The 12,656-nt window shown below is 69.0% G+C and carries 9 protein-coding genes; 7 read left to right on the top strand and 2 right to left on the bottom strand.

Annotated elements, in window-relative coordinates; translation table 11 throughout:
• The 4 genes from J0I43_RS12665 to J0I43_RS12650 are packed head-to-tail and all read left to right on the top strand — an operon-like array spanning window position 1 to window position 3,961.
• Complete coding sequence (locus J0I43_RS12665; RefSeq protein ID WP_292864307.1) at window positions 1-846, top strand: carbohydrate ABC transporter permease; 846 nt, start codon at window positions 1-3, stop codon at window positions 844-846.
• Between the two features lie 44 nt (window positions 847-890).
• On the top strand, window positions 891-1,757 hold the full coding sequence (locus tag J0I43_RS12660; RefSeq protein WP_292864304.1) for a ketose-bisphosphate aldolase: 867 nt from the start codon (window positions 891-893) through the stop codon (window positions 1,755-1,757).
• A gap of 27 nt (window positions 1,758-1,784) precedes the next feature.
• Window positions 1,785-3,002 (top strand): ADP-dependent glucokinase/phosphofructokinase, encoded by a 1,218-nt coding sequence (locus J0I43_RS12655; protein ID WP_292864301.1) that lies wholly within the window; start codon window positions 1,785-1,787, stop codon window positions 3,000-3,002.
• Entirely contained in the window at window positions 2,987-3,961 is a 975-nt protein-coding gene (locus tag J0I43_RS12650) for a carbohydrate kinase (RefSeq protein WP_292864298.1), read from the top strand. Before J0I43_RS12655 ends, J0I43_RS12650 begins: the two co-directional genes overlap by 16 nt.
• Window positions 3,962-4,008: 47 nt before the next feature.
• On the opposite strand, the gene J0I43_RS12645 is transcribed toward J0I43_RS12650, so the two are convergent.
• Both J0I43_RS12645 and J0I43_RS12640 read right to left on the bottom strand, forming a co-directional pair.
• A complete protein-coding gene (locus tag J0I43_RS12645) occupies window positions 4,009-5,391 on the bottom strand; it encodes an aspartate aminotransferase family protein (protein ID WP_292864295.1) in 1,383 nt (460 codons plus the stop codon).
• A gap of 144 nt (window positions 5,392-5,535) precedes the next feature.
• Window positions 5,536-6,843, bottom strand: coding sequence for an O-acetylhomoserine aminocarboxypropyltransferase/cysteine synthase family protein (locus tag J0I43_RS12640; protein ID WP_292864292.1), 1,308 nt, complete (start codon window positions 6,841-6,843; stop codon window positions 5,536-5,538).
• 217 nt (window positions 6,844-7,060) lie between these two features.
• On the opposite strand from J0I43_RS12640, the gene J0I43_RS12635 reads away from it, so the two are divergent.
• From J0I43_RS12635 to J0I43_RS12625, 3 genes are all read left to right on the top strand, one after another.
• Window positions 7,061-8,053, top strand: coding sequence for a PLP-dependent cysteine synthase family protein (locus J0I43_RS12635; RefSeq protein WP_292864289.1), 993 nt, complete (start codon window positions 7,061-7,063; stop codon window positions 8,051-8,053).
• Complete coding sequence (locus J0I43_RS12630; protein WP_292864286.1) at window positions 8,050-9,204, top strand: cystathionine gamma-synthase; 1,155 nt, start codon at window positions 8,050-8,052, stop codon at window positions 9,202-9,204. The genes J0I43_RS12635 and J0I43_RS12630 overlap by 4 nt, the downstream gene beginning before the upstream one ends.
• A gap of 352 nt (window positions 9,205-9,556) precedes the next feature.
• Window positions 9,557-12,625 (top strand): family 43 glycosylhydrolase, encoded by a 3,069-nt coding sequence (locus J0I43_RS12625; protein WP_292864285.1) that lies wholly within the window; start codon window positions 9,557-9,559, stop codon window positions 12,623-12,625.
• Window positions 12,626-12,656 lie beyond the last annotated feature (31 nt).

Raw genomic sequence — 12,656 nt, 5'->3', positions numbered from 1 at the left:
ATGGCTCTTTCCGTGCAGAACCGTCGGCGCTCCGCGCGTGTCGGCGTCGTCATCGGGCTCGTCCTGGGAGCGGTCTTCGCGGCCGGCCCCGTGGTGTGGATGCTCTCCAACTCGTTCAAGTCGAACACCGAGATCTTCGAGTTGCCGCCGCGGCTGATCACCGACAGCTTCTCGTTCGACGCGTACGTCGCGATCTTCACGAACCCGGAGACGGTGCGCTTCTTCATCAACAGCTACATCGTGGCGGGTGCCGTCACGATCCTGACGCTGCTGGTGGCGATCCAGGCGGCCTACGCGTTCAGCCGCTTCGACTTCCGGGGCAAGCGCGTCCTGAACGTGATCATCGTGAGCGTGCAGGCCGTGCCGCCGATCACGCTGCTGATCCCGTACTTCGGCCTCGTGGTCGCGCTCGGCCTGTACAACACCTACCCGGGCCTGATCCTCACCTACATGGTGTTCACGCTGCCCTACGCGATCATCATGATGACCGGCTACTTCAACACGCTCCCGAAGGAGCTCGACGAGGCGGTCCGCGTCGACGGCGCCGGCTCCATGACGGCCCTCTGGCGGGTGCTCGTGCCGATCTCGGTGCCCGGCATCGTGTCGGTCGGCATCTACACGTTCATGATCGCGTGGAACGAGTACCTCTTCGCGCTGACCCTCACCCGCACGATCGACATGCGCACGGTGCCCATCGGCATCCAGCTGCTCATGGGTCAGCACTCGTACGAGTGGAACCAGATCATGGCGATGAGCGTCCTCGGGTCCATCCCCGTGCTGATCCTCTTCCTCTTCTTCCAGCGGTTCTTCATCAGCGGTCTGACGGCCGGCTCGGTGAAGAGCTGACCCCTCCCATCCAGACCCACCCACCGAAAACAGGAGAATCCACCGTGGTGCTGTACACCGGCAAGTCCATCCTCGACGTCGCCAATCAGAACAACTTCGCCATTCCGGCCTTCAACATCAGCGACTGGGCCATGTTCCTCGGCGTCATGGACATCAGCGAGGAGAAGAACGCTCCGGTCATCATCGCGATCCACCCCGACGAGGTCTCGCACATCACGACCGACCTCATCGCCGCGATGCACGCGCGCGCCCACCGCTCGCCGGTGCCCGTCGCGATCCACTGGGACCACGGCGGCACGTACGAGCAGATCATCACCGCGATCCAGTCGGGCTTCACGTCGGTGATGATCGACGCATCGCTGCTGCCCTTCGACGAGAACGTCGCACTGACGAAGAAGGTCGTGGATGCCGCTCACGCGGTCGGCATCCAGGTCGAGGGCGAGCTCGGCACGATCGGCGCGAACGACAGCTACGGCGAATCGGGTGCGGCGGAGATCATCTACACGAACGTGGATGACGCGGTGCGCTTCGTCGAGGAGACCGGCGTCGACAGCCTCGCGATCGCGATCGGCACGTCGCACGGCCTGTACCCGGCCGACAAGAACCCCGAGCTGCGTCACGACCTGCTCGAGCAGATCAAGGCGGCCGTCGGCATCCCCCTCGTCCTGCACGGCGGCTCGAGCAACCCCGACGCGGAGCTCGCGCGCGCCGTGTCGCTCGGCATCAACAAGATCAACATCTCCAGCGACATCAAGGTCAGCTATCACAACCGGATGCGCGAGATCCTCGGCACCGACGAGCGTCTGCGTGAGCCCAACGCCATCCAGCCCGAGCCGATCGCGGCGCTCAAGATCACGGCCGCTGAGAAGATCGACCTGTTCGGCGCGGCCGGCAAGGCGGCGCTGTACTGACCCGGTTCTGACGGAAGGCGGTCGGCGATGAGCGCTCAGCTCGTGCTGGGACTCGGCGGCACGGTCGATTACGAGATCCGATGGGATGCCGAGGTGATCGGCGCGCTCGCGCGCGACCTCGGCATCCGTCGGCACGAGCTCACGACGCAGGTCGAGATCACCGACGAGCGGGCGCTCGTGGTGACCGTCCTCGCGTTCCTCGCCTCGGGGGCCGGCGGTGAGAGGTTCGTCGCCTCATCCGACATCGTCGAACGGTTCGCGAACCGTTTCGAGAAGACCATCACCCTCGGCGGGACCGGCGTGCGCGCCGGTCTCGCCCTGGCGAACGTCGGGATCCCGAGCGCGCAGCACCTCGTGAGCATCGACGACAACGTGCGGCGGCTGATGCCGCCCGAGATCTCCTGGATCTGCTCGGCGACGGAGGACACCCTCGACCCGCACCTCATCGTCCAGTACCCGGTCGGGACGATCGTTCGGCTCGTCGACGGCGATGTCATCTCGCCCGCGGCGAACCGGCTGATCTTCGCCAACGATCCCCCCAACCGCGAGATGGCGCTCGCGGCGGAGCTCGGCGACCTGCTCGCAGATGCGCGCGCGTTCCTGATCTCGGGGTTCAATACGATGCAGGATGCCGCGTTGCTCGAGCGCCGCCTGCGCGACCTCGGGTCGGCGATGGCATCCCTGCCCGCCGACGCCGTCGTGTACTACGAGGACGCCGGCTTCTACCACCGCGAGTTCGCGGCGATCGCCCGCGACCGGCTGCTGCCGCGCATCGACGTGTACGGCATGAACGAGGACGAGCTGCAGGAGTACGTCGGCCGGTCGGTGAACCTGCTCGATCCCGCCGACGTCACGGGGGCGCTGACGGAGGCTCACCGCATCATCCCCGCGCCGGCGCTCGTCGTGCATACCCGGTTCTGGTCCATCGCCGTCGGGTCCCACGCGACGCGTCATCGCGGATCGCTGGAGAGCGCCGTCCGCGTCTCCGCGACACGTTACCGACTGGGCGACGTGTTCGGTCCGGATGACCTGGATGAGACGGCGGCCCTCCATCGCCATGAGAGCGGCGCGCGCATCGTCTCCGCCATCGAGGCAGCGCGCCCCGACGCGGTGGGCGCTGCCGCCTTCGTCGTCGAAACGGACAGCCCCACCACCATCGGCCTCGGCGACAGCTTCGTCGGTGGTTTCCTCGCCCCACTCGCCCACTCGCCCACTCGTAGCGGAGAGACATGCCCATCCTCCTGAGCTCGAACCGTCCTGCGGACCGTTTCTACCGAGGCGGTGCACGCCTCGCCGCGTTCCGCGGCGAGGCCTCGACCCCCGAACGCGAACCCGAGGACTGGGTCGGATCCACCACCACGGTCGCCGGGGAGACCGAGACGGGCCTCACGCGTCTCCCCGGCGGTGCGCTGCTGCGCGCCGCCGTCGCCGCCGACCCGGTCGCCTGGCTCGGCGCGGACCACGTGCGGCGGTGGGGCGCGGACGTGCGCCTTCTCGTCAAACTGCTCGATGCCGGGCAGCGGCTGCCGGTGCATGCGCATCCGCACGATGATTTCGCTGCGGCGCATCTGGGGCTCGCGCACGGAAAGGCGGAAGCCTGGTACATCCTCGCCGGCGGGACGGTCCACGTGGGGCTGACGGCCGACGTGGATGCCGGGGAGCTGCGCGAACTCGTCGAGCGCCAGGACACGGCGGGGCTGCTCGATCTGCTGCACGAGATCGAGGTTGCACCGGGGGACGTCGTCTGGGTGCCGCCCGGCGAGCTGCACGCCATCGGCGCCGGGGTGCTGCTGCTCGAGCTGCAGCAGCCGGAGGACCTCTCGATCCTGCTGGAGTGGGAGGGGTTCGCCCTCGACGGTGCGGCCGACGGTCACCTCGGTCTCGGGTTCGATCTCGCGCTCGAGGCGGTCAACCGCCGCGCCCGCTCGACCGATGGGATCGCGGAGCTGGTGCGCACCGCACCCGCGCGGGGCTCGGTGTTCCCCGCGGAGGCCGACCGGTACTTCCGGCTCGAACGGGTGCCCGTTCACGGACCCGATCTCCTCGGGGAGGGGTTCGCGATCGTCGTCGTGACGGAGGGATCGGTGACCCTGTCGGGGTCGCATACCCCGATCGGCTCGACTCTCCTCGTTTCCGCGGCCGACGGCGCCATCCAGGTCGACGGGAAGGGCGAGGTGCTCGTCGCACGGCCTCCTGCGCCGTGAGCAGAGGTGCGCTCACCGCGCCGCCCGTCATACTGTGACGGCGCCGTCTACAGCCGCGTCCAGGCCTCCGTCAGCACGCTTCGCAGGATCTGCTCGATCTCGTCGAACTCGTTCGGGCCGATCGTGAGCGGCGGCGCGAGCTGGATGACGGGGTCGCCCCGATCGTCGGCGCGGCAGTAGAGGCCGGCCTCGAAGAGCGCGCCGGAGAGGAACCCGCGCAGCAGCCGCTCCGATTCGGCGTCGTCGAAGGTCGTCTTCGTGGCCTTGTCCTTCACGAGCTCGATGCCGAAGAAGTAGCCGTCGCCGCGCACGTCGCCCACGATGGGCAGGTCCGTGAGCTTCTCGAGCGTCCGGCGGAAGACGGGGGAGTTCTCCCGCACGTTCTGGAGCAGCTGCTCCTCCTCGAAGATGTCGAGGTTCTCCATCGCGACGGCGGCCGACACGGGGTGACCGCCGAACGTGTAGCCGTGCGGGAACGACGCGTCGCCGCGGCTGAACGGCTCGTACACGCGGTCGCTGACGATCGTTCCGCCGAGCGGCGAGTAGCCGCTCGTCACGGCCTTCGCGAAGGTGATCATGTCGGGCTGGTAGCCGTAGGCATCCGCCCCGAAGTAGGTGCCGAGGCGGCCGAAGGCGCAGATGACCTCGTCCGAGACGAGCAGCACGTCGTGACGGTCGCAGATCTCGCGCACGCGCTGGAAGTACCCGGGCGGCGGCGGGAAGCAGCCCCCCGAGTTCTGCACCGGCTCGAGGAAGACGGCGGCGACGGTGTCGGGGCCTTCGAAGAGGATCATCTCCTCGATGCGGTCCGCGGCCCAGACGCCGAACTCCTCCTCCGTGGACCCCGCGAAGCCCATCTCGGCGGAGCGGTAGTAGTTCGTGTTCGGCACCCGGAAACCGCCCGGCGTGATCGGCTCGAACATCGCCTTCATCCCCGGCAGGCCCGTGATCGCAAGGGCGCCCTGCGGGGTGCCGTGGTACGCGATGGCCCGAGAGATCACCTTGTGCTTGGTCGGCTTGCCGGTGAGCTTGAAGTAGTGCTTCGCGAGCTTGAACGCGGTCTCGACCGCTTCGCCGCCGCCGGTGGAGAAGAAGACGTGATCGAGGTCGCCGGGTGCGAGATTCGCGATGCGGTCAGCGAGCTCGATCGCGGCGGGGTGCGCGTACGACCAGATCGGGAAGAATGCTAGCTCCTCGGCCTGCTTCGCGGCGGCCTGCGCGAGACGCGCGCGACCGTGGCCGGCGTTCACGACGAACAGGCCGGCGAGCCCGTCGATGTACTTGCGCCCGCGGCTGTCCCAGATGTGGTGACCCTGCCCCTTCACGATGATCGGGACCCCGGGGCCCTCGGTCATCACTGACTGGCGGGCGAAGTGCATCCACAGGTGGTCACGCGCCATCTGCTGCAGGTCGGCATCGCTACGGGTCATCCGGTCCTCCGATCGACGTGCTCTCACGCTACTGCGCAGCGCGGGCGCCGGTCACCTTCACGAACGCAACGCCGGACGCCGTGTCCGGCGGGGAGCGCCCCGGCGGTCGATCTGCCGCGCTTGTGCATCCGAGGCGACGTGGGATCAGTGCGGGGATGCCGTGCGCAGTGCCTGCTCGAGATCGGCGATGAGGTCCGACGCCGTCTCGATGCCGATCGAGAGGCGGATGAGCCCGTCCGAGATGCCGAGCCGCGCGCGCTCGTCGGCGGAGAACGACACGTGCGTCGTCGTCGCGGGGTGGAGCGCCATCGAACGCACGTCTCCGATGTTCGTCATCCGGCTGAAGACGCGCAGGGCGTCGAAGAAGCGCTGCGCGCCTTCGCGTCCACCGCGCACCGTGAACGCGAACACCGACCCCGCGTGGCCGCCGAAGCGTGCCGTCGCGATGCGGTGGTACGGGCTGGTCTCGAGCCCCGCGTAGTCGACGCTCTCGACGGCGGGGTGGCCGGCGAGCCAGCGGGCGATCTCGTCGGCGTTCTGCAGGTGTCGAGCCATCCGCAGCGACAGGGTCTCCATGCCCTGCTGCAGCAGGAACGAGTGCACGGGGGAGAGCGCCGCGCCGAGGTCGTTCACGATGCCGAAGCGCAGATAGGCCTCGAGGGCGCGCCGCCCGTACTTCTCGGCGAACGACGGTGCGCCGGGTGCGGGCGGAGCAGTGATCCCGGGGTAGCTGCGCGACGAAGCCGACCAGTCGAACGAGCCGCCGTCGACGATCGCGCCCGACAGTGCAGCGCCGTGACCGGTGAGGAACTTCGTCGACGAGTGCACGACGACGTCCGCGCCGAGCTCCAGCGGGCGGATGAGGTAGGGAGTCGCGACGGTGTTGTCGACGATGAGCGGGATGCCGTGAGCGCGCGCGACCTCCGCCACGGCGACGACGTCGACCAGGTCGTTCTTCGGGTTCGGGATCGTCTCGACCAAGATCGCCTTCGTCTCGGGCGTGATGGCCCGATCCCATTCGTCCCGGTTCTCGGGATCGCGGACGTAGTCGACGCCGACGCCGAGGCGGGCGAACGTGCGATCGAAGAGGATGCGCGTGCCGCTGTAGATGCTCGCCGTCGAGACGAGGCGTTCGCCGCTGCCCGCGAGGCCGAGCAGCAGCCCCGTGATCGCGGCCTGCCCGGAGCCGACGACGATCGCTCCTGAGCCGCGCTCGAGGGAGGCGAGACGGCGCTCGGCGACGTGATGCGTCGGGTTTGCGTTGCGCGAGTAGAGCTGGCCTTCGTCGGCGCCGGTGAACCGCGCCTCCGCCTCGGCGAAGTCGTCGAACAGGTACGCGGCGCTCAGGTAGATCGGGGTGATTCGTGCGCCGTGCGTGCTCTCGGGGGCCTCGCCCGCGTGCACCTGCCGGGTGTCGAAGCCGAACCCGCCCCAGTCGTCGTTCGTACTCACCCGCTCAGCGTACGGGCGGGTGTGCGATTGTGACGCCGCCGCCGTAACACTTCGTGGCATCCCCCCCTGTCGGGTTAGCGTGGGGGTGTGTCCTTGACCTGTCGCTGTTGTCGCTGAGCCGTTCCCGGCTCCTTTCGACGACCCCGACAGCCCGCCGCAGTTCTGCGGCGCCCGCCTCTTCGCGCCGGCGCCCGCGGCTCCACCCTCAGGACCTCTCATGCGCTATGCATCGCACATCGCCGACCTCGTCGGAAACACCCCGCTCGTCCGCCTCGACCGCGTCACCGCCGGCATCGACGCCACCGTCCTCGCGAAGGTCGAGTACCTGAACCCGGGCGGCTCGGCGAAGGACCGCATCGCCGCGCGGATCATCGACGCCGCCGAGCGCGACGGAAAGCTGCGCCCCGGCGGCACGATCGTCGAACCGACGAGCGGCAACACCGGCGTCGGGCTCGCCCTCGTCGCGCTCCAGCGCGGCTACCGGATGATCTTCGTCGTTCCCGACAAGTTCACCGGTGAGAAGACGGCCGTGCTGCGTGCCTACGGCGCCGAGGTCGTCGAGGTGCCCACGCACGTGCCGCCCGAGCATCCCGACTCGTACTACTCCGTGTCGGACCGGCTCGCGCGTGAGATCCCCGGCGCGTTCAAGCCGAACCAGTTCGCCAACCCGAACGGTCCGCGCGCCCACGAGGAGACCACCGGCCCCGAGATCTGGCGCGACACCGACGGGCGTGTGACGCACTTCGTCGCCGGGATCGGCACCGGTGGCACGATCAGCGGCACCGGACGCTTCCTCAAACGCGCGACGGCCGGCGAGGTCACGGTGGTCGGCGCGGACCCCGAAGGCTCGATCTACTCGGGGGGACCGGTCCATGGCTACGCCGTCGAGGGCGTGGGCGAGGACTTCTTCCCCGACACGTTCGACGCCTCCGTCGTCGACCGGTACGAACGGGTGTCGGATGCCGAGAGCTTCGCGATGACGCGCCGCCTCGCCCGCGAGGAGGGACTCCTCGTCGGCGGCTCGAGCGGTATGGCGGTCGTCGCGGCGCTGCGCACCGCGCGGGGCCTTCCGGCGGACGCCGTCGTCGTGGTGGTCCTGCCCGACCACGGTCGGGGCTACCTCACGAAGCTGTACGACGACGCGTGGCTCGACGCCCGCGGCATCCACCTCGACACCCTCACCGCCCCCATCGAAGGAGCACACGCATGACCACTCCCGCCGCCCGCGGCTTCGCGAGCCTCGCCGTCCACGCCGGTCAGGAGCCCGACGCCCTGACGGGTGCGGTCATCCCGCCGGTCCATTTCTCCACGACATATGCCCAGGACGGCATCGGCGGTCTGCGTCAGGGGTACGAGTACGGGCGCAGCGGCAACCCGACGCGCACCGCCCTGCAGCAGCAGCTCGCGGCGCTCGAGGGCGGCGCGCACGCGTACTCGTTCGCCTCGGGGCTCGCCGCGGAGGACGCGCTGCTGCGCGCCGCACTGGTGCCCGGCGATGACGTCCTGCTCGGCAGCGACGTCTACGGGGGCACGTATCGCCTGCTCGCGCGGGTGCTCGGCCCCTGGGGCGTCAACCTGCGCGTCGTGGACATGAGCGACGCGGATGCCGTGCGCGCGGCCATCGCGGCGCGGCCGCCCCGGATCCTCTGGGTCGAGACCCCCTCGAACCCGCTCCTGCGCATCACCGATGTCGCGGGCCTGACTCGGCTCGGGCGGGAGGCGGGAGCGCTCGTCGTCGTGGACAACACCTTTGCGACGCCGGCGCTGCAGCGACCGCTTGCGCTCGGGGCCGATGTCGTCGTGCACTCCACGACGAAGTACCTCGGCGGGCACTCTGACGTCGTCGGGGGCGCGCTGGTCCTGAACGATGACGCACTCGCCGAGAAGATCGGCTTCCTCCAGTACGCCGTGGGTGCCGTCTCGGGGCCGCTCGACGCGTGGCTCACGACCCGCGGCATCAAGACGCTTGCCGTCCGGATGCAGCGGCACAGCGAGAACGCGGCATCCGTCGCCGCATTCCTCGAAGGGCATGAACGCGTCGCGCGCGTCTATTACCCGGGGCTCGCGGGGCACCCCGGGCACGAGCTCGCCGCCCGGCAGATGTCGGCGTTCGGGGGGATCGTTTCGGTCGCGCTCGAGTCGGGCGAGGCCGCGCGGCGCTTCGCCGAGTCGACGCGACTGTTCACGCTCGCCGAGTCGCTCGGCGGCGTCGAGTCGCTCGTCAACTACCCCGACGCCATGACGCACGCCTCCGTCCGTGGGACCGAGGCGGCCGTACCCGTCGAGGTGGTACGGCTTTCGGTCGGAATCGAGGACGTGGACGACCTGCTCGCGGACCTCGATCGGGCGCTCGCGGTCTGAGCCGGGTGACGCCGGGGTTGCCGCATCCTAATGGTACCGGTAACATCGCGAACGTTCCATCCGAACGGATGTCGGGGGCAGTGTCGCTCACCCGAGCGCCACCGTCTTCGCACAGACCGGACGACTCCCCGGACGGGGTCGCGAGAGCGCGCATGCAGGCGCACTCTCGCACAGCACGTGATGTACACCCACCGTCCGAGGAGCCGTCGGAGTGTTCCTGACTGTGCAGGGGCGGCGAAGCCGCCTCGGTCCGGAACGGCGAAAGTGTACACCCCGCGACGCGTGGACACACTGAACGTCGAGGCTCCTGCCGATGGGCGCACCGAGGTACCCAATCGAAGGAGTCATCGACGTGAGTCAACGCAAAGAACCATCCACCCCCTCGCGAAGGCAGGCACTGAGCCGAGTCGGCGCGCTGGCAGGCATGGGCGCGCTCGTGCTGTCCGCCCTGTCGGCTGTCCCGGCGACAGCCGCGACCACCCAGCTGCTGACCAACGGCACGTTCGAGAACGGCATCGCGGGGTGGAGCGCACCGTTCGGCGGCACGCTCGCCGCGAGTTCGGATGCGCACACGGGCACGGGCGCGCTCCAGATCTCGGCTCGAACCGGTTTCCAATCGGGTCCCGCGGCGACGGTCACGGGTCAGCTGACCACCGACCGCTCGTACGATCTGTCGATCGCGGTGAAGTACACCGGCCAGCCGGCGACGCAGAACGTCAACGTCACGCTGTGCACGACCTCTCGCAGCACGTGCGATGTCGTCGTCGGCGGGCAGGCGGTGTCGGGAGAGTGGCTCACGCTCACCAAGACCTTCACCCCCGCCGTGGACACATACGACTACCTCTTCATCGAGACGCCGTGGAACACGGCGGTGGCGTCGTTCGTCGTCGATGATGCGTCACTGACCGTCCAGAGCACGACTCCGACGACGCCCACGGTTCCCGAGGTGCCGCTCGTCGCCGGCAATCTGCTGCCTGACGGGCGTTTCGTCGACGGGTTCACCGGTTGGCAGTCCCCGCGCGGCGGAACGCTGTCGCTGACGGCGGATGCCGCGAGCGGCGCGAATGCACTCAAGGTCACGGGGCGCGCGAACTCGCAGTCCGGTCCCTTCGCCAGCGTGACCGGCAAGCTCGAGGCCGGGGCGGGCTACCGCCTGACCGCGAAGCTCAAATACACGGAGGGCGCCGACACGCAGCGGTTCAACTTCACCTTCTGCCCCGCGAACTTCAACGGCTGCGACGATCGTGGTCAGGACTTCACGAAGGGGCAGTGGGGCTCGTTCTCTGCGGAGTTCGTCGCCGACCAGCGGCATCCCGGCATGGACTGGCTGTTCGTCGAGACGCCCTGGGGATCGAACGCGCTGCAGGACTTCCAGGTCGACGAGCTCTCGCTCGTGAAGATCTCCGACGCTCCGGCGGGCCCGGGTTTCACGTCACTGGAAAAGGTGCAGACGAAGCCGATCGGTGACCACAACCCGCTGGTCGGGCACAAGTTCGGCGCCGACCCGCACCATCTCGTGTACAACGGCCGCCTGTACATCTACTCGACCAACGACACGCAGCAGTACGAGGCGAACTCCAAGGATGCCAACGGGCTTCCGACGCAGTCGAACGGCTACGGCGCGATCACCACGCTGAACGTGATGTCCACGACCGACATGGTCAACTGGGTCGACCACGGCTCCGTGCCGGTCGCCGGTGCCGGCGCGGCTGCTCCGTGGTCGCGCAACTCCTGGGCCCCCGCCGCGATCGAGAAGGACGGCAAGGTCTACCTGTACTTCTGCGACAACGGCACCGGCACCGCCGTGGTCGTGGGCGGCTCGCCGCTCGGGCCCTGGACCGACCCGCTGGGCAAGAAGATCATTCCCGACACGGTGTCGCGCGACTACATCAACGGCGGCGGTTTCCCGGCCGGAATGTGGCTGTTCGACCCCGAGGTGTTCATCGACGACGACGGTCAGGGATACCTGTACTTCGGGGGCAACTCGCAGATCGGCTCGGGCAGCAACGTCCAGGGGCCGCAGAACCCCAAGTCGACCCGCGTCGTGAAGCTGAAGGACGACATGGTCACCCTTGACGGCGACCCCGTCGAGATCGACGGCCCCGGCATGTTCGAGGCGTCGTCGATCTTCAAGCGGGACGGCAAGTACTACTACTCGTACTCGTCGAACTTCCAGGTCCGTCCGCAGGATGGCCTCTACCCGCCGACGGGAGCGATCGCGTACATGATGACCGATGACCCGATGAACCTGCCGGCCTCGACATATGCCGGTGTGGCCTTCCAGAACCAGAGCACGTTCTTCGGAGCGGGCAACGGCGGCAACAACCACTCCGACATGTTCACCTACAAGGGCGAGACCTACTTCACCTACCACGCGCAGACGCGCGGGGCGGCGTGGGCGCAGGCGCTCGGCACACCGGGACAGACGCAGGGCTACCGGTCGGTGCACATCGACAAGCTCGAGTTCAACGCGGACGGCACGATCAAGCCCGTGGTCGGCACGCGCAAGGGCGTCAGCCAGATCGAGGACTTCGATCCGTATCGCACCTTCGAGGCCGAGACTCTCGCGTGGCAGCTCGGCGTCAAGACGACGCCGACGACCCAGCCGTCGGTCGAGTTCCCGGAGCACAACGGCAACGGGAACATGGCGCTCTCGAGCCTCGATGACGGCGACTTCGCGGCGCTGTCGAGCGTGGCGTTCGGTGACGGTGCGACGTCGGTGTCGGCGCGCGTGAAGCCGCTCGTCGAGGGGGCTTCGGTCCAGGTGCGTCTGGACGATGTCGATGGTCCCGTCGTCGCCACGCTGCCGGTCAGCGGGACGCCCGGCGAGTGGACCACCGTCACCGCCGCTGTCGACGGCGCGACGGGCACACACGATGTGTTCTTCGTGTTCGCGCAGCCGGAGTCGACGGATGCCGCGGTGACCGGTCCGCTCTTCGAGGTGGACAACTGGACGTTCACGGCCGCGCAGAGCCCGGTCGAGAACGATCCCTCGATCGCGCTCAGCGCGACCGAGGTGCGTGCCGGCGGCACGCTCACCGTGACCGGCACCGACTTCACCGCTCCGCGCGTCGAGGTCGGCGTCGCCAGCACCTACCGCGCGCTCGCCGACGCGGACGTCGTCGATGGTGCGTTCTCCACCGTGGTCACCATCCCGTCCGACCTCGAGCCGGGCGCGCACACCATCCGGGTGCAGGTCGATGGCGAGGTGGTGGCATCCGCCCCCATCACCGTGCTCGCAGCCGACGGAGCGGGCGCCGGCTCCGGTACGGCCACACCGACGCCGGTTCCGGCGGCGGGAGGCTCGAACCTCGCCGCGACGGGCGGATCCCCGGGCGGCGTGGTCTCCGGGGTGCTCGCCGGTCTGCTCCTCCTGCTGGCAGGCGCAGCCGTGGTCTGGCGCCGCCGTCGGCTCAGCTGAGGAGGGGAGCACCGCAGGGACCGTGCGGGCG

Source organism: Microbacterium sp. (genome assembly GCF_017305435.1).
Classification (GTDB): Bacteria; Actinomycetota; Actinomycetes; order Actinomycetales; family Microbacteriaceae; genus Microbacterium.
The sequence above is the reverse complement of the archived record's forward strand: the minus strand, read 5'-3'. Positions and strand labels throughout refer to the sequence as shown.

Coding starts and splice junctions, on each gene's coding strand:
- J0I43_RS12630 (WP_292864286.1), top strand. CDS start 8,050: ATGACCACTCCCGCCGCCCGCGGCTTCGCGAGCCTCGCCGTCCACGCC.
- J0I43_RS12665 (WP_292864307.1), top strand. CDS start 1: ATGGCTCTTTCCGTGCAGAACCGTCGGCGCTCCGCGCGTGTCGGCGTC.
- J0I43_RS12650 (WP_292864298.1), top strand. CDS start 2,987: ATGCCCATCCTCCTGAGCTCGAACCGTCCTGCGGACCGTTTCTACCGA.
- J0I43_RS12655 (WP_292864301.1), top strand. CDS start 1,785: ATGAGCGCTCAGCTCGTGCTGGGACTCGGCGGCACGGTCGATTACGAG.
- J0I43_RS12635 (WP_292864289.1), top strand. CDS start 7,061: ATGCGCTATGCATCGCACATCGCCGACCTCGTCGGAAACACCCCGCTC.
- J0I43_RS12645 (WP_292864295.1), bottom strand. CDS start 5,391: ATGACCCGTAGCGATGCCGACCTGCAGCAGATGGCGCGTGACCACCTG.